Source organism: Sporosarcina sp. NPDC096371 (assembly GCF_044762865.1).
GTDB lineage: Bacteria > Bacillota > Bacilli > Bacillales_A > Planococcaceae > Sporosarcina.
This window is the reverse complement of record NZ_JBIWFE010000001.1, coordinates 570,127-595,074: the sequence shown is the minus strand read 5'-3', so window position 1 is coordinate 595,074 and position 24,948 is coordinate 570,127. Positions and strand designations below refer to the sequence as shown.

The window sequence follows — 24,948 nt, the reverse complement described above, 5'->3', positions numbered from 1 at the left end:
TAAAGTTAAAACATCATCTAAATATTCACAATACACGCAACAATCATATCCATAGATTACCATGTCAGTTATAAACCTACTATAGGGGTAATTCTGATGAAAGAGTTTATAAATTCAAATAAATCAAAAGCATTTCCGATTTCGTCTGACAAAAATTAACAACGAATAATAAATTATCCAATGCATTTACAAGGTAAAATTGGGGTAATTTTTCGTTGCGTAAAATAAATGTATTTTGGTGGAGGAAACAGGGGGATTTGGTCGGTCTGTATCAAGATACACCCGGTTCCCCAACTTATTACCAACATCCTCCTCTACAAATAATTAAAAATCCCTTTCGACAAAGTAATCTTGTCAAAAGGGATTTTCCAAAGCTTATTTCAAGTTCTTCATCATTTCATCAGCACTAGCCACTAAAGCATTATAAGCCTTATCAGAAATCAACTTACTTCCTTTCTGTTGGTCAAGTAACACCTTAAAGCCTTTCATATGCTTCATAACCTTGTCACCTGCTTCTTGCTTTTCATACTGTGCTACTGCCGTCAAATGCGTTTTCAAAGCACGTGCCGCCTGAGCGTTCTTGAATTCGCCTTCTTTTTCAAAACGTTCAACAAGTGCACGGATGATCGCCGAATCCACTACCGCAGGAGCTGAATCTGAAATCCCGAAAGCCTTGATAACATCCTGATCTATGCGGTTGCCTACATCATCCCACGCACTCGCACGAAGGGAGACATAAGTTCCACTCTTTTTAGGATTACGAATTTCGGCTGTCCAGCCTTTCCCTTCACGAACCACGTTTACTTTTTCCCATGTCTCGCCTTCGTTATACGAAACTTCAAGAGAAGCACCTTCTATGTTTCCGTTTCCAGACGCATAATCTATCTGTGACGCGGACAAGCCTAACTTAATCGTGTCGCCTGCAGGTGCATTGCCCAACATATCAGTATCCACTTTATAATCAAGTGAAATCATCGGAAGAAATGTATGGAATTCTTTTTGCTTTACAGACCAAATTGTCCATGCTGTATGTGTGTTAACAGATGTATTCCATCTCGCCGGATCACGGGAAATATCACTCTCTAACCGATACTGCGTTTTTCCCGCTGGAGCATCATTGAGAAAAATCATCTCCCCTGGTGCCTCTTCAACAAGTTCAGATCCTTGATAAAGCTTCAGTGTTTGCGTTCCACTACGAGACATATCCGCCCCCGTGTGCCCATCGCCTGAATCAGCCAATGGAGGAACATTGAATTGAAGGTCATTTTCAAAACGTTCAGGTACCCAGAAGCCATCACCGAAGCGAGGACGCACAACTGGTGCAAACCAGTCCTCATTCAACCGCTGTCCCGGCTGATAGATCACTGCTGGTTGTCGAACTTCCCATTCGCCAAGTACTCTAGCCGAATGGTACCAGATTGTACCGCCTTTCGAAGCTGACACCCACTCGGTGCGGACAGAAGGGAGTGAAAGTTTATATTGGTTACCAACTCCATATTCGGCGTATGTTGGAATATCATAGCGGAACTCTGATGCTGGTGCCGGGCGGTCTGATTTATATTGAGCATCAATTTTTACAAGCTCATTCTCAGAAGGTGAATAGCTCAAATCCTCCGGAATATGCTTTTGGTAGTCATCGACAAGATCATATACATAAGGCGAGTCAATTGTCCCTTCAATGTTTAACATTACTTCACCAGAACTGACAGCCTTAATCAGCTGTTCTCCCTCTGTTCCGCTAACGGATACCGCTGCAATAGGCGTATCACCTGTATAATCTTCTTTTCCGACCCATTCGATAAGCTCTGTTGGGCTATCGTTTACGGTAATGACTAGTTTAGCACCTGCTGCATAGGCTGCTGCAGCACGTGCAGGGCCTGAGATTTTAGCGCTGCGTTTAACCACTACAACCTTATCTTTTACATCGAGGCCAACATAATCTTTAGCTGCCCCATAACCTGCATAAACAGCAGCCAACTGGTGTTTCCCTTCAAGCAATGTGCTGCCTGATTGAGCAAGAACGTCTAGCTCGGTTTCACCATCATTAATGGTGATTAATGGCTTAATAAGGCGCCAGCGTGTATTCATATCAAGCTCTCCGTTGGTTACGGCTACAGCTGGTTCCGCATACATTTTATCCATCGTTGGTGGCAACTGGTACTGGCCAATGACAACATTCGGTTCGCCAAAGCTACGGTGAAATTCCATTTTTCTGAAACTCGCTTCAGTCTTTTCTGGAACATTCGCTGTAATTTCTTGTGCATTACGCGCATCAAGTTCAAGCGTTTGTGGACCATCCAGCTTAATTTCAGGGTTACCGAGGAGTGCAACACCTGCGTGATCCGTATCCATATCAACATCCATGAGTGACATGACTGAATAGACGCCCGGTGGAAGTCGTAATTCCTTTGTTCCCACCACTGCCAAGAATTCCGGCTCTTTATTCGGACCAACTATGGAAATAAGCGTTTGGGCGGGAGATCCATCACGATCAGTTGCATTGATTGTAAGTGCATATTTCTCCTCTTCCTTGCCCATAACCATTGCCGTATGTGCAACGGTTTGGCCATCTACAATGGCAGAAAGCTGTCCTTGATAGCGATTTCCGGCGACACCTGATTCTGGGTCAACCGTCACGAAGACATCAGCACTTCCTTTAGCTGGTACCGTAACCTCATTTGACGATAACGTAACTAAACCATCAGGCGCTTCTGAACCATTATTATCTTTAAAAGTTGTTGATAGTTCCAATGTCACAGGGCTATCGCTTTCGTTCGTATACGTAACGGTTTTTTCAACCGAATCGTCTCCATCATGTGGCCAGGTGTAGTGGCCAAAATCCAAAGAACCTCCTGCAAAAATAGTATTCGATGTTGCAGCTGCAACGTCCAGACGACCAGAACCACCCTCGTAAGGTTTAATGTGATCCAACTTCTTTGTTGAACTCATCAAAGCATTCTTCAGTTGTTCCCCTGTCCATTCGGGATAGCGCTGCGAAAGAATGGCTGCCGCTCCAGCTACATGGGGCGCCGCCATAGACGTACCGCTCAATGTAATATAAGAACCCATGCCTTGTTTCGCTAGATGAGAGCGAGCCGCTGTAATATCTGTACCAGGTGCAACAAGATCTGGTTTTAATCCTGATTCCATATAGCGAGGTCCTCTAGTAGAGGTTGCCGCAAGATTGTCAGACTTGTCTACATTACCAACTGTAAGTGCAGCATCTGCAGCTCCAGGTGAACCAATCCCTTCAGTACCCGCGTTTCCGGAAGCAATAACAAACAATGCTCCTGTCTCTTTACTTAGTGAATTTACCGCCTGAGACATTGGGTCAGTTCCATCACTTGGAGTAGGATCTCCCAAACTCATATTGACAACTTTTGCATTTTCAGCGGCCCATTCCATCCCTTCAATCACCCAGGAATCCTGACCAAAACCATTTGAAGCAAGAACTTTTCCTGTAAGCAGGTTTGCTCCCGGGGCTACCCCTTTATTGCGACCTTCAGAAGCAGCACCTGTACCAAGAACAGTGGATGCTACATGCGTACCGTGTCCATGATAATCGAGTGCATCTTCCCCAGGAACGAAGCTCACTGCCTTATCTATCTGTCCAGCCACATCCGGATGTTCTGTATCTATCCCCGAGTCAAGTACGGCTATTTTAACGCCCGCTCCATCTAAACCAGCATCCCATGCAGTTGGAGCACCAATCATTGGAACACTTTGTGCAAGGTTCGCTTCAACCCGGCCATCCAGCCAAATTTTCTCAATAACACCATTCAATTGAACGCCTGCTTTTTGAGATGAAGCCGCTGCTACATTTTGCGTAATATCATCCCAGAATGAAGTAACCTGTTCCTTATCTGCCGATACCGCCACACCGCCAATACTTTCTAACACATTAGTCCGTTCAGATCCGGCAAGAGCAGCAGGTAAAGCTGCCTCGAAGCGAGCCTTTGTTGGCGCGTATTGTACGATCACCGGTAAGGTAGATTGTTCCCCATCATCATAGCCATCAGCGATTAAAGCTGTGATATTGAACAATTCTTCATCTAGAAGGCCCGAAGCTAAATAAGGCATCGCTTGATTCGGAACGACATACGTATCCTTGCCTAGTGTCAGAAACTGTGCTCCGCCATCGACTTGATCAGCATATTCGACACTTATGACACTCTTTCCACCTTCCACGCCTGTCACAGTTACAACATCCCCTGTAATCAGCGTAATGACATGGTTGCTTGTACTCGCCTTAGAACTTTCACCATTACTTTTACTATCTAACGCCTTTACCGGATTTATATCGAAGGTTTTTTGTTTATCTAAAAATGAATCATTCGCAAATGCATCAACGGCAGGAACGCTTAACATTGCCGTCGCCATCATAGCCGCAATATATTTATTTGCATTTTTATTTTTCATTACGCATTCTCCTATCATATTGTATTATGAATTTACGTACATATTTATGATATATTTAAGTGCATTGAATCTTTATAGACTTCACTTTCAGGTTATTTTGGTTACCTACTTATTCACTTGAAAGCGGATGGACCTAAGGTGATATACGGTAAAATTAAGCACATAAAATCCATACCAGTGCCCACTTAAATCTAATGCGCTATTAAAATATTCATAATAAACGCAATCATCATGTTAGTCATAGAATACCATTCACCCTATTCACTGACGATGGGGGGAATTTTGATGAAAAACCCCGATATTTTTTACAAAATTATGCAATAACAATGCATTATTGGTGGCATCCGACAAAACTTAACAACAATCGACAAATTAACCAACAAATTGACAGAGTGAATTTGGGGTTATTTTTAGTTGTGTGAAATAATTGTATTTTGATAGAGGTAACGCGGGGATTTGGGTGGTCTTTTTGGGGATATGGTCGGTCTCCCTCAAGTTACGGTCAGTATCCACGTTCATTAGACACCCAAACTTGTTACCAGCACCCTTTTCCGCCCCCAACTATAATATCCACGTATTTCCTGACAATAGTTAAAATCCCCTTTGACAAAGTAAACTTGTCAAAAGGGATTTCCCAAAGCTTATTTCCAGTTCTTAATCATTTCATCAGTACTAGCCATTAACGCGTTATACGCCTTATCAGAGATCAACTTACTTTCTTTCTGCTGATCAAGTAATACTTTAAAGCCCTTCATATGCTTCATTACCTTGTCGCCCGCTTCTTGCTTTTCATATTGGGCCACAGCCTTCAAATGAGTTTTCAAAGCGCGTACCGCTTGAGCGTTCTTGAATTCGCCTTCTTTTTCAAAGCGTTCAACGAGTGCATAAATCACTGCTGAATCAACCACTACAGGATCTGCATCTGACACTCCAAATGCCTTCATAATATCTTGGTCTATGCGGTTGCCTTCATCGTCCCATGCACTTGCACGAAGAGAGACAAAGGTTCCACTCTTTTTAGGATTATGAATTTCCGCTGTCCAGCCTTCCCCTTCACGAACCACGTTTACCTTTTCCCACGATTCACCTTCGTTATACGAAACTTCAAGAGAGGCACCCTCTATTTTGCCATTGCCAGATGCTTCAGCTATCTGAGACGTGCTTAATCCTAACTTAATCGTGTTGCCTGCAATTGCATTGCCCTTCATGTCAGTAGCCACTTTAAAATCAAGTGAAATCAGTGGAAGTGCTTTCTTATCTACTCGCGCTTTAGACCAAAACGTCCACTCTGTATGTGTGCTCACAGATGTAACCCACCGTTCGGCATCACGAGAAACATCAGCCACCAAGCGATACTGCATATTTTCCACTGGCAAACTATTATTAGATACATAAAGCGCCTGTCCATTTGCCTCACGAAGAAGCGTAGACCCTTGATATAATTTCATTGTTTGCTCTTTAGTTGTATGAATCCCTGTGCGTCCAACTCCTGAATCAGCCCAGGCAGGAACATTTATTTGTACGTTATTTCCTTGTCGAAAAGGTGGCCAGAAGCCCTCACCGAACCTAGGACGTACAACCGGAGCAAACCATTCCTGTTCCATGCGTTGACCCGGTTTATAAGTCACTGTTTCATCTCTTACTTGCCAAATTTTCTCATTCGAATTCTCAGAAAGCACGTTAGCCTCATGGTACCAAGATACACCACCTTGAGTTGACACCCACTCGGTGCGTTTAGAAGGGAGCGCAAGTTTTTGAAGGAAACCTACTGCATGTGTGCTGTATGGTTGAATATCATAGCGGAATTCTCCGCCTGGTGCCGGGCGGTCCGATTTATACTGCGTATCAATTTTCACAAGCTCATTCTCTGTAGGAGAATAGTTCAAATCCTCCGGAACAGCGTTTTTATGGGCATCGACAAGATCATATACATATGGTGAATTAGGTGTCCCTTCAACGTTTAACATTACTTTTCCAGAACGAACAGCCTCAATCAGCTCTTCCCCCTCTGTTCCGCTAACGGATACCACTGCAATAGGAGTATCCGCTGAACGATCTTCTTTTCCAACCCATTCGATATATTCTTCGGGGCTATCATTGACGGTAATGACTAGTTTAGCACCTGCTGCATAAGCGGCTGCAGCACGTTGAGGACCTGTGATTTTTGTACTGCGTTTAACCACAACAACCTTATCCTTTACATCGAGACCATCATAATCCCTAGCCGCCCCATAACCCGCATAAACAGCAGCCAACTCATGTTTCCCTTCAAACAACGTACTTCCCGCTTGCGCAATAACATCTAGCGTGGTTTCACCGTGGTTAACGGTCATGAATGGCTTGATAAGGCGCCAGCGAGTGGACATATAAAAATCACCAGTATTAACAGCCATAGTTGGTTCCGCGTATAATTTATCGACTTTTGCTGGCAGCATGATTCCACCAGTTACTGCATTTTCTCCACCAAAGGTGCGGTGATATTCTAATTTTGTAAAACTCGCCTCATTCTCTTCTGGGATGTCTACTGTATATTCGTGCGCTTTACGAGCGTCAAGATCAACGGTTTTTGGACCATCCAGTTGAACTTCTGGATTCCCCAGTAATGCAACCCCTGCTTGATCCGTATTTGCATCCACATCCATCAGTGTCATGACTGAGTAGGTTCCGGCTGGAAGTCGCACTTCCTTCTTCCCTTCCACTATCATGAAACCAGGATAATAATTCGGCCCAACGAGGGAAACTTGAGTTCTCGCAGGAGATCCGTCCCGATCTACTGCATTAATGGTAAGCGTATACCTCTCATCTTCTTTACTCATACCCAATGTCGTATGCGCAACCGTTTGGCCGCCTACAATCGCTGAAAGTTGTCCTTGATAGCGATTTCCGATAACGGCTGATTCTGGGTCAACGGTTACGATCACTTCAGCACTACCTTTAGCTGGTACCGTCACTTGATTAGCCGACAATTTTAATAGACCTTCTGGTGTCTCAGATTTACTGTTATCTGTAAAGGTTGATGAGAGATCCAATGTAACAGGCTCGTCTCCTTCATTGGTATACGTAACGGTCTTTTCAACCGGAACGTCTCCTTCATGTGGCCAATCGAAGAAACCAAAATCCAAAGCACCTGTCGCACGTACAGTTCCTAATGTTGCGGCTGCTACGTCAAGACGACCCGTTCCTCCTTCAAACGGTTTAATGGAATCTAACTTCTTCGTCGTACTCATCAAGGCATCCTTCAGTTGTACTGCTGTCCAATCGGGGTAGCGCTGCACAAGAATGGCTGCAGCTCCAGCTACATGAGGTGTTGCCATGGACGTACCATCAAGCGTGAGATAAGAACCTGAACCCTGCCTTGAGTACTGGGACCGGGCCGCTACAATTCCGGCACCAGGAGCGACCAAATCCGGCTTTAGTCCCGAAATCGCTGAGCCCCTGGAAGAGAACCAAGAAAGCCTATCCGACTTGTCCACAGAACCAACTGTAAGTGCAGCCTCAGCAGCCCCAGGTGCACCAATGCCTTCAGCTCCAGTATTGCCTGCAGCGATAACAAACAATGCACCTGTCTCTTTACTTATTTCATTTACAGCCTGAGACATCGGATCCGTCCCATCGCTTGGGATAGAGTCGCCTAAACTCATATTGACAACTTTGGCATGTTCAGCTGCCCATTCCATCCCCTCGATCACCCAGGATTCCTGACCAAAACCATTATTAGCAAGTACCTTCCCTACAAGTAGGCGTGCACCTGGAGCTACCCCTTTATTGCGGCCATCAGATGCAGCACCTGTTCCAAGTACTGTGGATGCTACATGTGTACCGTGATGATGATAGTCGAGTGAATCTTCTCCAGGAACAAAACTCACTGCCTCATCCAGTTGACCAGACAAATCTGGATGATCTTTGTCTATGCCGGTGTCAAGTACAGCCACCGTAACGCCTGTCCCATCGTAACCAGATTCCCATGTCTCTGGTGCCTTCACCTGTGGAACACTTTTTTCAAGGTTCGCTTCAACACGACCGTCAAGCCAAATTTTCTCAATAACACCATTCAATTGAACGCCTGCTTTTTGAGAAGAAGCTGCGGTTACATTTTGCGTAATTTCTTCCCAGAAAGAAGTAGCCTGCTCCTTGTCTGCCGATACCGCTACACCGCCAATACTTTCCAACACATTCGTGCGTTCAGATCCGGCAAGAGTTGCAGGCAAAGCAGCCTCGAAACGTGCCTTCGTTGGCGCGTACTGCACGATCACTGGTAAGGTGGATTGTTTCTCATCATCATAGCCATCGGCAATTAAAGCTGTGATATTGAACAGATTTTCATCTAGCAGACCGGAAGCTAGATAGGGCATCGCTTGAGCGGGAATGACAAACGTATTCTCGCCTAGTGTCATAATCTGTGCCCCACCATCAGTTCCATCAGCATTTTCTACACTTATGCCATTCTTTCCATCCGCAATGTCTGTCACAGTTACAACATCGCCTGTAATCAGCGTAATGACATGGTTTGTAGTGGCCTCTGAGATTCCGCCACCATCTTTTAGATCGAGGGCTTTTTCTTTGTCCAAAACCGGATCATTTGCAAATGCATCAACAGCAGGAACGCTTATCATAGCCGTTGCCATCATAGCCGCAATATACTTATTTACATTGTTATTTTTCATTTGGTATTCTCCCATCCAATTGTAGTATAAACGTTCGTGCATATTCACGATAAAATTTAGTGCAATGGTACTTTATAGATTCCCCTCCTTAAAAATTTGTGTTAACTACTTTTCAAATTAAAGCGGACCAGCCAACGGTGCGATAGGGTGATCAATATACACATGCGCTCCCGTACATCTTATAGCCAATCAAATAATCCTAAAAATTTTAATTACGTCCAAACATTCGTGATAGGCGTAATCATTATGATAATTACAAAGTATCATTTTCATAATTTACTAGCAATGGGGGTTTTGTCTCGAGAAAACTCTTATAAGTTTTATAAAAATATAAAAAAACAAACATTCCAATTGTCTTTTATCATTATTTAACAAAGTTTTATTTGAAACTCTACATATCGACAGAATAAGTTTGGGGTTTCTATTTGTCATGCAAAAAAGGTATTTTATCGGCGTAAATAGAGGGATATTGAAGAATACAGCAGCGGAAAAAAGTGAATGAACACAAAGACATGATCGGTATACTGGCAAATAGGTTCGGTCTACCGCTAGCCATTCAATTAATCGAAAAAAAACACAAAAAACAGACACTCGTCATGAAGATGTCTGTTTTTCATTCTATTATTAAAGGCTAGTGGCGACAGACAGCCGGTTTGAAATAAATCGACCGTCTTCCCACGTCAAAAGATTTTCAACAACCCCTAAAGTATCTGCATTGACGGTGCCAATAATGCGCTGGGAGGCGAGTAGATCATAATAGTTGTTTTTGTTTGTTGTCACTATTGGATATAAAGCACCCAAGGCAAGAACCCCGCCCTGGACTGGTTGTTTGAGTAAACCCTGTTTGTCGTAATACTGCGATAAATAATCAGGGTCTTTGTTGCTAATGTCTATGATGAACGACGCATTCAGCTGAGAACTTTCCACGCGTACTTTATAAAAATCCTCATAATGGGCTTGGAATATGTGTTTGTCATTGTAGTCATCTACGTCAAACAGTTGATGTAAACGATTATCTTTGAAGGAATAGATATAAAAGATGCCATATCCCCCACTCCCACCCGTGTCGATACTCACCATGATGTCGAGTATTGAATCTTTGTTAAAATCGCCGAGAAACAGCCTCGCATTATAGCCCGCATTGTTTTTGAACTGGACAGTTGTACTTTTGAAGGTTCGACCATCTTGAATGACAAGTATAATATGATCAGCAAAGATACCAGGTGATCCATCAACTTGACCGTATAAATAGACGGTGTCTGCCACACCATCGCCGTTTACATCCCCGGTCCTCCAATCCAACAATGTATAATGTCCTTTAAATGTAATCCCTCCCACTTCAATTAGTGTTTCTTGTACTATATGCCTTCATCCGTCAATTATGGCGAATAAATTGTTCTATCCGATGTCCAGCGTAGGCATCCGGGGAAGGATGTAGTTCAATCCTTTCTTAAGCGCCAAGCGTTGTTGGTAAGATTCTTTATTTCAACCGACATAATAAAAGGCAACCACATGTTGATAGGGTTGCCTTCCGTTGTTTTATATAATTTCAGTTCATGATCTGGGTAGTAACTTACTCCAGTTCCAAACCTGCTTTAATCCTCTGCCACATCACTTCATAGCCTGCTTCAATAGGGTGTGGGCTATTCGTTTGCATCAAATCCTCATAAGTTACATCACCATGTTCAGCAAGATAGTCATTCATGCCATCAAAGTGTGAAATAAAGGGATACCCCTTTTCCTTACTTATTTTCTTCAACACTGCATCGATGTCTTTTGGTGAAAATTGATAAGGATAAATCGTATTGATCGAAGGTGGAGGTGACATCACGACCATATAGTTCGAGCGTTTGTCCACGAGTTCGAGCAGTTTTCTACTGGTCACTTCGTACTCTTTTAAACTGCTGTCGATTCTATCATTTGTACCCATCATAACAAAAACGACATCTTCTTGTTGCTTGAGTAGGTAGTCAATATTTTCGAGTGTCCATTTCGCCGTTTTCCCACTGATTCCACTATTCATGACATCTACTTGGCCAAACGCTGTGTTTTTTGTATACGTTCGTAATTGGTTGGCCCATGTTTCGGCAGTGTGAGCAGCTTCCCTGTAAACCTGACCTTTGCCATCATTAAAAATGACGCGGCCGTCTTGAGCGATGTAGTAGCTTTTCACACCTACACCTGCTGTAATGCTATCCCCAAGCAATTTAATTGTAGACACATCTTTGGCCATCAACCTCTTATGCAATGCACTATAGGAATCTGGAAGCGTGTTTTCCTTGCCAATCATTTCAGCCTTATAGATAAAAATAGCATATTCACCTCGCTTGATAGGATCGTCCGTCCCAAAACGGTGCTCAGTCTTCCCATTCGTCACTCCATTTTCAACTAAGCCAGCAACGGCTTCACGATATCGCGCATTGACGTCAGCGAATGTAGGTGTTTCCTGGTTGCCTTTCAAGTTATATGAGGAAGCATTCGCGAGCATGAGTGCCACTTCTCCACGTTTTAACAACTCATCAAATCCAAATTTCGTTGCACTCTTTCCACCAATAATGCCCTTTTCTTTCAATGCATTGATAGCAGCCATCCCCCGTTTGGGCACATCTACAAATCCAGACGCCGGGGCATCCCCGTTCGATATGCCAAGTGCATTTGCCAAAATGATGGCAGCACTCCCACGTGTGATGGAAAGATTTGTTCCAAATTGCGATGGAGAAATGCCATTGGAAAACTGGTTAGCCACAAGATAATCTACTGATTGCGAATATCTCTTGGAGACATCTGTAAAGACAGTCGATGACGGGACCGCTGCCTTCACTGGGATTACCATTGATAACACAAGCATCGTCGCTGCCGTAGTGACCATGCATTTTCGTCGAAAATTTGATAATAAAAACATGTAGCCAATTCCCCCAATTCTATGCTGTGCTTTTTAGTATCCCATAGAAATGAAACCAGGTAAACATCATGTAGATGCTCCGTTTACAACGAACGAAACACTATGACTCTCTCACATTTTACCTACAATTAACAATTCTATAATAATTGGTTAATAGTAGCATGCTAAGATTTTAGTGTGGCTGACAGAGATACTAGTACTACTCCCTGTTAATGAATAGACATTACTTATCTTTGTCTCCCATTCGATTACTTTTTATTGTTTAGCTCTATGGTTCATCAGCCAAAAGGACAAACCGTTATCGAACACATACAATGGGTGTACCTTTGGGGATTAACCAGCTCTTTCAAGTAAAAATAAAAATTTGGAGGTTATCTAATGAGTAATCAGTTTCCGGAAAAAGGGTTAGACAGAAGGAGTTTTCTCAAAATAGGTGGCATGAGTACACTTGCGTTAACACTCGCGAGTACTGGATTGCCTGGAGATTTACTGACAAATACTGCACAAGCAAAAAAAGAAGTAGTAGCAGACTCTAAGCTTCAATTCAATCCCGATGGAAAGTTTAAAATTGTACAATTTAACGATACGCAAGACGATGAACGAATTGATCGTCGGACACTTGAACTGATGGAGAAAGTGCTCGACTCAGAGAAGCCGGATTTTGTTGTTTTGAACGGCGATAATATTACAGATGGTTGTAATTCGGAATTAGAGATGCAACAAGCCCTCAATAACGTGGCTCAACCAATGGAAAGAAGAAAAATTAAATGGGCAGTGACATTCGGTAATCATGATGAAGACTCGACACCCAAAAGCGGGATGAATGAGAAGGATATGCTGAATTTTTATATGACGTATAAATATAATGTCAACGAACCTGGAGAAAAGGAAATAGCCGGGACAGGAAACATGAATCTCACGATTAAACAATCCAAAGGGAATAAAGCCGCTTTCAATCTTTGGCTACTGGATAGCGGGAGATATGCGCCGACTACAATTGCTGGACAAGATCTAAAGGGATACCCGACATGGGACTGGCTTCGATTCAGTCAAGTAAATTGGTATGCGGAGCAATCAAAAAAACTGGAGCAGCAGAACGGCTATAAAGTACCTTCACTGATGTTCATCCATATCCCACTATGGGAATATCGTTTTATGTGGCATGGTAGCGTGGATAGTCGAACCGCTGCAGGCCATGATCTTGCAGTGAAAAGGCATAATATCGTAGGGGAAAGAAACGAAGATGAATGTCCAGGGCCGTTCAACAGCGGTTTGTTTTCAGCCATGTTAGACCGAGGTGATGTGAAAGGCGTTTTTTGCGGACATGACCACATAAACACCTACGTGGGTAGTTATTATGGCATTCTGCTTGGCTATTCCGGGAATACAGGCTTTGGTACATATGGCCTTTCAGGTGCAGAGCGAAATAGACTTCGTGGGGCAAGGGTCTTCAATTTAGATGAAACGAAGGAAGGTGTCCTTGAAGAAACCCATATGGTATTCGCTAAGAACTATGGCATTGATTTAACTGCAAACGATCAAAGTATTGATCCATTACCATTTTGCTAATTGTAATCAGGTATAAACGGAAAACCACTTATAAGGAAATGGGCGATTTCCTGCCCATCCCAATGACACAAAAATTAGCATAATGGAGGGGTCAGCATGTTACAAAATATAGGGATACCTGGTTTAATTCTCATATTAATCATTGCACTCATTGTATTTGGACCATCTAAGTTGCCTGAAATCGGACGTGCATTTGGCAATACATTGAGAGAATTTAAAAACTCGACAAAAGATTTAATGTCAGAGGAAAAAGAAGATAGTAATACTTCAAAGTAAGCGTTTTGGAGATGTAAACTCGCGTTTACATCTTCTTTTTATTTTCAAAAGGGAGATGCTTCTATGAAAAGTCAGGAACTCCGTTTTGTGACACATCTTGGGGAATTAAGGAAACGGTTAATCATTACATTAGTTGCTTTTATCATTTTTTTATGTGGATCATTCCTATACGTACCGCGCATTTACGAGTGGCTGATTCGTGATTTCGAACGTGATTTAGTCGTATTAGGACCAAGTGAAATTCTCTGGGTCTATTTTAGTATTTCTGGCGTGATTGCGATTGCGCTGACCATTCCAATTGCTGCTTATCAGACGTGGATATTTGTCAAACCAGCACTCACCGACAAAGAACGAAAAACAACACTCGTCTATATTCCCGGACTGTTTACGATGTTCATCACCGGGCTATCTTTTGGTTATTTCATTGTGTATCCGATGGTTCTAAACTTTTTATTAGCTTTGTCTAAAGGTCAGTTTGAAGCTATGTTTACGGCCGAAAAGTATTTCAAATTCATGATGAACTTAACACTGCCGTTTGGATTTTTATTTGAAATACCACTCGTCGTCATGTTCCTTACTTCGATTGGCGTCATCAATCCGACGCTGCTCTCTAAGGCTAGAAAAATGTCTTACTTTTTACTGACCCTTGTGGCTATTTTCATCACACCACCAGATATTATGTCGGATATATTGGTGATCCTTCCCTTATTCGTTTTATATGAATGTAGCGTCCTACTGTCCAAATTTGTCTATCGAAAAAACCAGAAAAAACAATCCGCAACGATTATTCCTATGAAAAAAGCAGCATAACGAACAACAAGGCCAGCAGGTATTCATACATACCTGCTGGCCTTGTTTGTTCATATATTTTTTTAGTTTCATATTTTCGACTTCCAGGCGCAAGATAAAGGCAGCCTTCGAAAAGACTGCCTTTTTCTTTACAAATCATATACTATTTTTTTAGTATTGGGCACCGTCATCCGTTTGTTTAGCGTTGACTTTGAATGTGGCGTTGTATTTTGCACCTTGATAGTCATTACCTGCGTCTTCACCTAGTTTGATTCCTACCATTACATCAATATATTGACCCTCATTTAATGACCAGAACGAATCTCCTTCTCCGCCTTCACCAATCACAAATTCTCTTGATTTATCGGCGGTAGCCATCATTGCTTTTGCTTGGTCACCTTTCAATATACCGCTAACAAGCTCAACGCCTGCTGGTAATGCAGTGGAAAGAGATCTTTCATTTGTCGTTCCTTCAAACAAATTAGCCAATTGGATCTTAGCGTCTTCATAAATATCCTCATTCGGTGCTGTCGTGTATTTCATCGCAATATAACCAATTTCATATTCCTCTAATGATGCTTTATCGACTGAGTGAGAAAACGTTGCTTTTAAATGAGTGTCTAAATCACCACTGTTGTTAAGCGTAATCCAATTTCCATATTGTAACTGTGAGGGCGCGAAATTCTTTCCTGAGAAGATTGGTGTTTCGATATCGCTGCCATTATTGATTTGTAATACACCATTCTCCATATCTCCCTGTGCATGTGTTTCGGAAGTGAACCAAGAATAAGTACCTAATCCAGTTGATGCTACCAATGCAACTGCTAATGTTGTTCCTAATAAAAACTTCTTTGTTTTTTTCATAGGATTCATTGCTCCCTTTGATAGTATTTTCATTCTATATGGTCATAATTTTGAATATAGACCTGTTTGTATACCAATAATTATCCGGCGTTACCGTTGAAGCATCTAGCGGTTTGGAACTAGTGCTACCAAGTGAATTACCTTTACTTGGTAGCATTCAGTTTATTATTGGTGAACCGTTACTTGTTTAGCTGTAGATGTCACCTTAAAGCCGTCTTTTGTTTCAACATCTAATGAAATCGTATACGTACCACTTGGAAGGTCTTTATCAGGTGTCCATTTTGTTCTTAATGAATGTTCATCTTTCACTGTAGATGAATCTACAATCTCCCCACTTGCATCTCTAACATTAATTGTCCAATCTACTTTGCTATAAGCAAAAGCAACTATATTTGCTGGCTTGTTTTGGTTAAGGCCAGTACCCGAAGTTATCCCCCATGTTTGAATGGCCATACCTTGTTTGTTATAGCTTTGATCTCCCCACGTAGTCCAAGATATATTTCCTGCATAATCCACTGCTAAGATAACCATACCTTTCGGCTCTGTGTTGACAATTAGAGATTGTCGCTCAAACGGTACTTCATTGTATTGACCGTTTACATAAACAATAGCAGAATTGTAGTCACTCGCATTGTCTTGCGCATTGAAGGTAATTTCATATTTTCCATTCTGTGGTGTTACCTTAATATCTGAAACAGTCGGATTGACAGAGTCTATCGTAATTGGCATTTTATCAATTTGTGGTTTTGCGTTTGGATAATCTAATGTTGTTTTGACAACATATTGATAGACACCATCAGGTACATACTGTCCCGATGAATCTTTCCCATCCCATTTATATCCATCATACTGTGTATCTCCATATGGCATTATATTTTTTCTGAATTTCCATGGAGTACCCGTATATTCACTAAAATCACCTAACTCTTTTATGAGATTTCCAGATTGATCTTCAATAAACATTTCAACTTTGTCTAAATTACGTAAGGCTTGAAATGTCGGATGAATCCCACTGAGTATATAGTTCTTCGAGAATGCAATTCGGTTAAGACTGAATCTCCCGGTTTGTGGGTTATATCCTAATGGATAACTTTCTGAATGCTCATCCCAAAGCGCTGTATACCCTAGAAAAGCTTCCTTCTCCCATGCAGGTGCATCAATATTTCGTAGCTCATCCCATTCTCCATAGAAGCCCATATATGGAACTGTTATTGGAACTGCTGCATTACTATTTTTTTCAGTTGGGACTAAGCGAACATACCCCTCAACAAATGAACCATTCTTTAATTTCCTTGGTAATATAAGCGTTACATTCAGGTCTTTTTCTTGTCCCGGTTTAATTTTTATATTCGTTCCTTGTGTATGAGTGACTACATTCCCGTTCACTAATGAGGTAGCCCCTTCTACACGCTTACTTGTTAAAGTTAAATACTCTTTGGAGTCCAACGCTCCATCATTGTCTAAGTCAAATTCTTTTGTTTCTGTTTCATCCGTCAAAACGTCTACATACACTGTGTACTCCAATTCTTTTACATCTAGATTTTTAAGGGCTTCCACATTCAACTTGAAGTGCGTATTGTTACCCTTAATCTCTTTTAACGCAACTGCCCCTGCTTGCTCTAGAGGAGTATCTTTGCTGGTGACAATAACAGGTGTCTTAATCGCATTTTGAATTTGCATTAATCCCGATCCTTGGACACGAGGTGAGTACGGTACCTTATTATGCGGATTTTCTACTACTTGTGCTGTATTCATCAATGCAATTTTTGCCTTTAACGCTGTGTCCTTTGAATACGATAAACCTTTTTCATATAAGGCTTGCAGTAACAACGCTGAACCGCCTGCCACATGCGGCGTTGCCATGGATGTTCCGCTCATCACTTCATACTCATTTCCCGGTATAGTTGAAAAAATCTTTCCTCCAGGGGCCGAGATTTCCGGTTTAAAATCTAATGTATGCGTAGTACCCATTGATGAAAAATCGGACATCATATCTTTCGCTGGATTATCTGCCCAAGTATCACCTGTAAATTTCATACTTACATATTGACCGTTTTGCTGGTGCATCATTTTTCTCAGTAATGCTTCACCTGCAGCTTTACTTGTTGACGCGGTTGGTGTTGCAGTTGGCGTTACTGGTAAAGTAGTATAGTCTGACCAATTTGCAGGTGGTATCATAATAATCGCCTTTGCTCCTGCACTCTTAGCTGTGAACTGAATAGATGAAACAGTACTATATGAATTTAATAGTTTAACGACAGCAATATAGTCCGTCTTGCCTTTCGGATAATTTGCTGCATTCTTTCCTTCCCCAACATACACCAAATCATAAGGGACCTCTGGTGAAAAAAGCTTAGAGACTTTAAAATTATACGATGCTGGAAATTGCGTTTGATCTTTGAATGGAACCGAAAAACCCTTTGCATCTGTTAATGTATTTAAATGAAGTTTAGTATTTTCATAAGAAGCAACCGATAACGCATATGGACTTACACCCGGTGCACCGACTGTTCCAATATCAGGATTTTCTGCATAGGGTCTTAATGAAGATTGAATGATATTATTCTTCGTACTGTAGGCTGAATTACCAGCTGCCGTTACAACAAGGGTACCTTGTTCTGTCGCAACTCGAATTGCTTTTTGTATCGGATCAAATTCTTCATTTACATAGCCTGCATCAATACCTAAGCTCATGTTGATAACATCTGCACCCATTGTGACTGCATGCTCAATTCCTGCGATAATATCATCCTCATAGGCACCGCCGCCCTTATCGGAAAATACCTTCTCCGCTAGTAGTTGAACACCTGGTGCAACACCCTCGACACCGCCTTTCGTTTCGTCACCATTTGCTCCAATGGTTCCAGCAACATGGGTACCATGCGGATCGCCGTTTGGTCCAGGAATGACATTCGTATCGTTGTCCGCCCAGTCATACCCTGTTGGGACTTTATCGGAATACCAAATTTCGTTTACATCGGTCTCCCCAAGTTTTTGTTTAATATTATCTTGAGTCCATTTCTCTTTTGCTTTGGCTGCATCACTTAATGTCATATCTTTGTGCGTGTAATCAATCCCGGAATCTATAACTGCGACTAATAGTCCTTCCCCTTTATAACCATATTGCTCCCATACTTTTTGCGCTTGTACTAATTCTTTACTTGCTGCCATATTCTCCTGGAAGGTTCTGGCGATATGGACATTCGTAACCCCCGGAATAGACTGGATATCTTTTATATTTTGGAACTCTGTTTCTATACTGAATCCGTTAAACCCTTTGAAAAAACGATGCTTCACTTGAATAGCAGCTTTTAAGTTAGAATTTTTTCCTTTTGACATTTGCTCGATTACTTTTTCTTGCTTTTGTATATATAAAGCTTTTTTGCTTTTGGCTGTTTGCTCATTTTCTGTTGGCTGTTCAACTTCAACGATTAAACGGACAGTATCATTGGGTTTATATGCTTTTGCCAAACCCTCTTTTTCAATGTCTTTATATAGTGAATCATCTTGACTTGTTTCGATCTTATCCCTATCAAAAAAAAATGGTTCTCGTTGTTCCAAAAAATCTTCAGCTACTTGCGACTCAGGTGGAGTAACGTCATCTTCTGCAAAAACGGTAAGTGATGAAAATAATAAAGAAGTAACCGCCGCTGTGGTCATGACTTTCCATGCCTTCATTTTTCTATTTTTCATGGACTTATCTCCTTTTCCTAATAAAATGATGGATGAAACAAGTTAACTTTAAAGCTATTTTTATCATCCCACGTTTTAACTTTTCTGGAAATTAACAAAAAGTTATAATTGCTACAACATTTGGTTCTATGCCAACATACATCAAAGGTACTATCCGCAACGATTATTCCGATGGAAAAAAGCAGCCTAAACAAAAATAAGGCCTGCAGGTATTCATACATACCTGCAGGCCTTGTTTGTTCATATTAATATGGGTGCCTCAAATTCGATTCAGTACAGCCAATGATTCTAACACATGATCTAGAAAATCAGCAATATCCCCCATATGGTCCTCATTCATTTTCACTGTGAACTTCACGTCAATCATGTCTAGATAACTTGACGCTTCTTGCGCATAAACAAAGCTCAGTGTTTGCGTCAACTGGAATTCAGTTTCCCAAATGGCATGTAGTGCTTGCTCAATTTGCTTGCACTGGATCGCGATATCGTCCACATGTTTGTGAAAGCGAACCGACAAGGAACAACCTGGATTTTTTCCGGGTAGCTCCAATATCTCCTCCGCTAACTCTTTTATAGATGCCTGTAACACAATCTCTGCTGTAACATCTGGTTGATCGGCTAGCGAAAATTGAATCGCAAACTCTCTTGCCAGTACGGCAAAATCCATTCGATCCACCCGATTGGTAATGTCAATTTCTCGCTCTATATTATCAAGGTCATAGACTTGATTTTCGAACGCTACTTTTAAATTTTCAAAGATGGTTGGATCATACAAATCGGCGTCCTCCTAACAAGGTTCCCACTTACAGACTACGTCGGGGTCATGATTTTATTTCCCACAACACTTCTTATACTTCTTCCCACTTCCACATGGACAAGGTTCGTTCCGCCCCGTCTTGCCCTCATCGATCGCGTTAATCGGCGCGTTCGGTTGCGGCATGACATGCGATTTTTCCATTTCAAATAGTTCATGCGGCGTATGGCCTCTATTTTCCCAAATGCGTGTGGTGTTCGCAATCACGGTAACTACCTGTCCATAAAGATTTAGTTGCGTGCGATCTTTCCAGTCAAAACGTGCTAAGAATTCGCGCAATACGCTTTGGAAATCAATTCCTACACCTTGTAATTGACCAATCAATTCATCGATTTCGCCCTTGATCATGAATGTACTACCACCAAAAAAGTCTTTCGCCAACATATTTGTAAGCATTTCGTGATGGTTTGTCGTTTCATAGTACAGAGCATCTACGTAGCGTAATAGTTCTTCTTTTGCGGGTACATAAAACGGCTTGCCCTTGACCGCTTGTAAAAATGTCACATGGTGCGTACCCTTATTAAAGGCAGCATGAACCAACGCGCTATTACGCGAAAATACACCTGCTTTTTCTAGCATTTTTGCAGTATCGGAGTCTGTTACGAGTGTGCGTAACTCACTACTCGATAGCGCTGGCTCATTTTGAGCATTATAAATCTCTAGAAACTTCGGATATTCGATCCATCCATATAAATTCGTACAAGCAATCGCATACTGCATGATTAACTCTTTGTTTGGCAATTCGACAAGTTCCACCGAATCAGCACCGCGATACTTATCAGAAATCACGTGATAGCGTTCATGATTTATGTTTTCCCATTCTGTCTTTTTGTATTTCACATACTTTAAACGTTCATTCACCTCGACCATGTCTAGTGGCAAATAGTCCTGCCTCTCAGCCCATGCACGGGTCGATAAATAATCAGGGTGTGTCGGATCCTGATACACTTTTTTAAACGCTTCGTACTCTGATGGACCACCAACATCCTCAGGCGGCGCCGTCCCTTCACCAGCCAGTAAAGTGGGATAGCCAAAATAATAATCCTCCACCGTGTCTTCAAGTTCTACCCGAATCCGCCAATCATCACCGAAGTCATAGGTATATAAGATATGGCCATGTTTTTCAAGATATGTATCAATTTTAATACGCGCGGGTTGCTTAACCGTCTTCCCAGCATATTCCTTCCCTTTGTACTCCTCTAGAATCAGTCCATTATCCGTAATAAAATAATCGTCAATCCTCACGCCAAAGGAATGGTACGGAGAAAGTCTGCTTTGAAAGTTTGTGATGTTCTGAATGGTTTCATGCAAACGGTTAAATGTTGCGCCGGCAGGTACAATCACACGCCTCCAAATAAGTGGTGTAATGCCTTCAAATGATACGTTTAGAATATATGCTTTCATAAGGTCACCTTCGTCTTTTCTTTTTATTATACGTTAGCCATCGACTTCCATTATTAAATATTTTAACCCATATACGCCAAAACCACGAAGAAAAGACCTTTCGTATGTTCCATGAACGTACGAAAGGTCTGGTATTTGGATTCGTAACGGGTACCCGTATACCCCAAACAATTACTTCAAATAAAACAACCCACCATTTACAATGTCAATTTTAATCCTCGCTTCGTATTGCTGTTCCATGGCTTCCTTCTCCGTCTCATAACAATCCGGCCTGTCTTCTACCCCCTGATAGAAGTATTCCAACACTTTTCGATCTTTTTGCAACCTCAATTTTGCTTCTTCCGCCCATGTGTGGTCATCTTGTTGAATGCGATTATCGATAAACGTATCCAATCGTTCTAGGGCACGAAGCGGCTTTATAATATACGGTAAATGAAAGGTATTTGCCTGAATCGTCATAGCTAAATCCACTTCACCGATAGATTCCTGAAACCCTTCTACTAGATGACCTGTCATTAAATTAATGCCTAACGAATACAGCGTTTCTTTCGTTTGATCGCAGTAATACGATATTTTATAATTCACGCCTAGCCAAGGAGTTAAAATGATTTGCGTGTCAACGGGTTCAACTATCCGTTCATACATCTGTACAAATGAACCTAGCTCTTTTGTCACCCGAAACAATTGACTAAGTCGAGGGGAACCAAAGTGGACTACTTCCCCTCTCACGTCTTCCACAAGCTCATTTTTATCGGTGATAAATGTCAGCCTTGCTGGATTCGGCACTTCATTTATACTTTCAATGTAACTCCAATAATAGGGTCGATTCATAATTCTTTTATCCATTTCAATGGTTAATTGGACGTCGATGTAATGGGCATGATTCGTGATGACTTGGCAATTGTTTTCTTGAAAAAACTGTAGTAAATAACTGTGAATTTGTTGCGGGTACATAAGCAACCTCCTATCAATTACGCCTCGGTGTAATTGCGTCCAAATTTTGAATTGCGACTGAGGCCAACAGGATGTTGGTCATGCAGTCGTTGCGACAGGACGTCGCGATCTTAGACTGCCTTCCTTTTAATTTGTGACATCCACCGGAGGCTTTAACTTGCTTCTGCAGGGGTCCGCTGAAGCAAGCTAAATGGACTTCTTATAAGTAGATAAAATATCATCTAACTCACCCACTACTTTTTCAAAGACCCCGATTTTATCATAGAGCAAGTCCAATATATGGTCCTCGATGGTATGCTGAATGGCTAAATTGTAAATATGCACGTCATGTTCTTGCCCTAACCGGTGGACACGACCAATTCGTTGCTCTAACTTCATGGGATTCCAAGGTAAATCGTAGTTAATGACATGATGACAAAATTGCAGGTTTATCCCTTCACTACCTGATTCTGTTGCAATCAACACCTGCGCTTGTTCTTTAAATAGTTGTTTCATCCACTCTCGTTTACCTTTGTTGAACTTTCCATTAAAAAGGACGCTGGAGATTCCTTTTGAATATAAATACTCCTGCAAATAGGTTTGACTTGCCCGATATTCGGTAAAGATAATAACCTTATCATTTGCCTCGGCAATAATTTCATAAGCCTTTTCTGCTTTTGAATTTATGTCTAGTGCCATCAATTTTTGAATCGTTGCATCGACATGGGAAATGTCCTCAGGTTTCACGCATCTTTGGCGCATTTTCGTCAAGGTCTCATATGCCGCTTCCTTCGTACTGCACATTTCCCTTTGTAAAGTAATCATAGAGAAGGCAGCTGAAAAAACTGACGAAACATGCTTGAGTTCTGAAATCAGATCGTATACTTCTTGTTCCTCTTTTGTAAAATCGATAGGAATGATTTGAACGTGGCGATTTGTCCATTCTATTCCTGTATCCTGTCTTCGATTTCTGACCATCACTTGGTTTACCAATTCTCTCAAAAATTCATCGTATTCCTCATTATTTTCACTTGCCGAAAACAAGGATTGAAACGTCTCGTAATTACCAAGATGGCCTGGTTTTAGTAAAGAAATCAGATAAAATAACTCAAGCACATTATTTTGAATAGGCGTGGCCGTCAACAACAAACAAAACTTTTTCTTTAAATGTTGGACGAACTCATAATTCTTCGTTTTGTGATTCTTTAATTTATGGGCTTCATCAATAATGACCAAATCATAATCCTGCTCATAAATATTTTCTTTGTGCGGGCTTCTTTTCGCCATATCTATACTCATCACGACAATATTGCAATGATTTAAATCGTAATTTTTTCTATAGAGCAAAGCCGGAATATGAAATTTTTGATTCAGCTCATCAATCCATTGATTGGCCAGGGATGCTGGGGCCAAAATAAGTGCTTTTTTCACAAGTCCCCTGATTAAATATTCTTTCAAAATCAAACCCGCTTCAATCGTTTTACCAAGTCCAACTTCGTCGGCAAGAATCGCTTTGCCATTCATCCGTTCAATGACTGTTTCCGCCGCCTCCAATTGGTGGTCAAGGGGCGTAAGATTGGGTAAATACTTAGGTGATTGAAGACCATGGAAATCCGCAATCAAGTTCGTTTTCATTACCTCGTAACTCATATTGTATAATGTCCAATTATCCCATGCTTCCCGATCCTCCAACCGTTCGACAAAGCCTTCTTTCCACGCAGACGACCTTTCAATAATCATAAACATCACCTCACGGAATTTTTGCTTATAGACTAAGTTGCCCCAAAATGAATTTCCTATGTTTTTTTTAGTTTATTTCGCGTTTTTTTATGTTGTTCCCTAATTTCAAAACCACGATACACATCATACAGATTATTATCACCAGTACGAACAACGCAGGAATAAAATTATCAAACACATCTACAGTTAATCCCATAATAACAGGACCGAGTGCCCCAAATAGGTAACCACCACATTGCATCATCGCGGACCAGGAAATCGTTTCTTCCGTACTTTCAGCTTCTTGGAAAGGAAGAAGTAACGCCAATGGAAACAAGCCGCCAGCCCCAATACCAAGGAAAACAGTCGCTAGCCACGGAGATACATGAAACAACAACAGGATAATTCCTATTAATTCGAAAAGACTACATACGACTAACCAAGCTTGTCAATTTCCCGTTTTGCTGACGAGTATGGGAATGAAGAAACTTACGGGAATTTGAATAACTGTAAACAGCGTCAATATCATCCCCGATTGAGCATAACTAAACCCGGTAGCTTGTACGATTGGAGCTAGCCAAGCTGTTATCGAATAAAAGATAGCTGCCATACATCCAAAAAACAACATGAACAATGCTACCCTTTTATTTTTGTTAACTAATGAAGATATAGATAGAGGGCTTTTACTCTTTTCTGAGTTTTTTAGAAGTGGGAGAAGAAGTAAAATTGCCGGAACTGCTAATAGGCTCCAGAAACTTAATGAGGATTGCCAAGACTCATTAAACTTTTGGTATAAAGGGACAGAAAATCTAGAGGCAATCGCCGCCCCAATCACCATGGATACGAAAATTGCAGGTCAAAAGAACGTTCAGAAGGTACATTAAGGGGTTACCTACTCGATT

15 protein-coding genes are annotated in these 24,948 nt (G+C 41.5%); 3 read left to right on the top strand and 12 right to left on the bottom strand.

Annotated elements, in window-relative coordinates:
• Positions 1 to 375: 375 nt before the first annotated feature.
• The 4 genes from ACIQ0H_RS02740 to ACIQ0H_RS02725 all read right to left on the bottom strand — a co-directional run bounded on the left by ACIQ0H_RS02740 (position 376) and on the right by ACIQ0H_RS02725 (position 11,985).
• Complete coding sequence (locus ACIQ0H_RS02740) at positions 376 to 4,419, bottom strand: S8 family serine peptidase (RefSeq protein WP_403410554.1); 4,044 nt, start codon at positions 4,417 to 4,419, stop codon at positions 376 to 378.
• Positions 4,420 to 5,060: 641 nt separating this feature from the next.
• A complete protein-coding gene (locus ACIQ0H_RS02735; RefSeq protein ID WP_403410551.1) occupies positions 5,061 to 9,083 on the bottom strand; it encodes a S8 family serine peptidase in 4,023 nt (1,340 codons plus the stop codon).
• A gap of 624 nt (positions 9,084 to 9,707) precedes the next feature.
• Positions 9,708 to 10,421 carry a VCBS repeat-containing protein gene (locus ACIQ0H_RS02730; RefSeq protein WP_403410548.1) on the bottom strand — a complete coding sequence of 238 codons (714 nt, stop codon included), beginning with the start codon at positions 10,419 to 10,421 and terminating at the stop codon, positions 9,708 to 9,710.
• Positions 10,422 to 10,656: 235 nt separating this feature from the next.
• A complete protein-coding gene (locus tag ACIQ0H_RS02725; RefSeq protein WP_403410545.1) occupies positions 10,657 to 11,985 on the bottom strand; it encodes an S-layer homology domain-containing protein in 1,329 nt (442 codons plus the stop codon).
• Between the two features lie 378 nt (positions 11,986 to 12,363).
• Between ACIQ0H_RS02725 and ACIQ0H_RS02720 the strand changes: the two genes are divergently transcribed.
• From ACIQ0H_RS02720 to tatC, 3 genes are all read left to right on the top strand, one after another.
• Positions 12,364 to 13,554, top strand: coding sequence for a metallophosphoesterase family protein (locus tag ACIQ0H_RS02720; RefSeq protein WP_403410542.1), 1,191 nt, complete (start codon positions 12,364 to 12,366; stop codon positions 13,552 to 13,554).
• Between the two features lie 96 nt (positions 13,555 to 13,650).
• A complete protein-coding gene (gene tatA, locus ACIQ0H_RS02715; protein ID WP_403410539.1) occupies positions 13,651 to 13,830 on the top strand; it encodes a twin-arginine translocase TatA/TatE family subunit in 180 nt (59 codons plus the stop codon).
• Between the two features lie 63 nt (positions 13,831 to 13,893).
• The gene (gene tatC, locus ACIQ0H_RS02710) at positions 13,894 to 14,640 is read left to right on the top strand and encodes a twin-arginine translocase subunit TatC (protein WP_403410536.1); all 747 of its coding nucleotides are present in this window, start codon (positions 13,894 to 13,896) and stop codon (positions 14,638 to 14,640) included.
• A gap of 150 nt (positions 14,641 to 14,790) precedes the next feature.
• Here tatC and ACIQ0H_RS02705 read toward each other — a convergent pair whose 3' ends face one another.
• The 8 genes from ACIQ0H_RS02705 to ACIQ0H_RS02670 form a co-directional block, all read right to left on the bottom strand.
• The gene (locus ACIQ0H_RS02705; protein ID WP_403410533.1) at positions 14,791 to 15,483 is read right to left on the bottom strand and encodes a hypothetical protein; all 693 of its coding nucleotides are present in this window, start codon (positions 15,481 to 15,483) and stop codon (positions 14,791 to 14,793) included.
• A 165-nt stretch (positions 15,484 to 15,648) separates the two neighbouring features.
• Positions 15,649 to 19,176, bottom strand: a complete 3,528-nt coding sequence (locus tag ACIQ0H_RS02700; protein WP_403410530.1) for a S8 family serine peptidase — start codon at positions 19,174 to 19,176, stop codon at positions 15,649 to 15,651.
• A gap of 259 nt (positions 19,177 to 19,435) precedes the next feature.
• Positions 19,436 to 19,951: a hypothetical protein gene (locus tag ACIQ0H_RS02695; protein WP_403410527.1), complete on the bottom strand. Its 516-nt coding sequence runs from the start codon at positions 19,949 to 19,951 to the stop codon at positions 19,436 to 19,438.
• Between the two features lie 54 nt (positions 19,952 to 20,005).
• A complete protein-coding gene (locus ACIQ0H_RS02690) occupies positions 20,006 to 21,394 on the bottom strand; it encodes an IS1096 element passenger TnpR family protein (RefSeq protein WP_403410525.1) in 1,389 nt (462 codons plus the stop codon).
• A 171-nt stretch (positions 21,395 to 21,565) separates the two neighbouring features.
• Positions 21,566 to 22,348, bottom strand: a complete 783-nt coding sequence (locus ACIQ0H_RS02685; protein ID WP_403410523.1) for a YqhG family protein — start codon at positions 22,346 to 22,348, stop codon at positions 21,566 to 21,568.
• A 186-nt stretch (positions 22,349 to 22,534) separates the two neighbouring features.
• The gene (locus tag ACIQ0H_RS02680) at positions 22,535 to 24,067 is read right to left on the bottom strand and encodes a DEAD/DEAH box helicase (protein WP_403410521.1); all 1,533 of its coding nucleotides are present in this window, start codon (positions 24,065 to 24,067) and stop codon (positions 22,535 to 22,537) included.
• A gap of 67 nt (positions 24,068 to 24,134) precedes the next feature.
• Positions 24,135 to 24,443 carry a hypothetical protein gene (locus ACIQ0H_RS02675; protein WP_403410518.1) on the bottom strand — a complete coding sequence of 103 codons (309 nt, stop codon included), beginning with the start codon at positions 24,441 to 24,443 and terminating at the stop codon, positions 24,135 to 24,137.
• Positions 24,444 to 24,494: 51 nt separating this feature from the next.
• Complete coding sequence (locus ACIQ0H_RS02670; protein WP_403410515.1) at positions 24,495 to 24,884, bottom strand: hypothetical protein; 390 nt, start codon at positions 24,882 to 24,884, stop codon at positions 24,495 to 24,497.
• Positions 24,885 to 24,948: the final 64 nt, after the last annotated feature.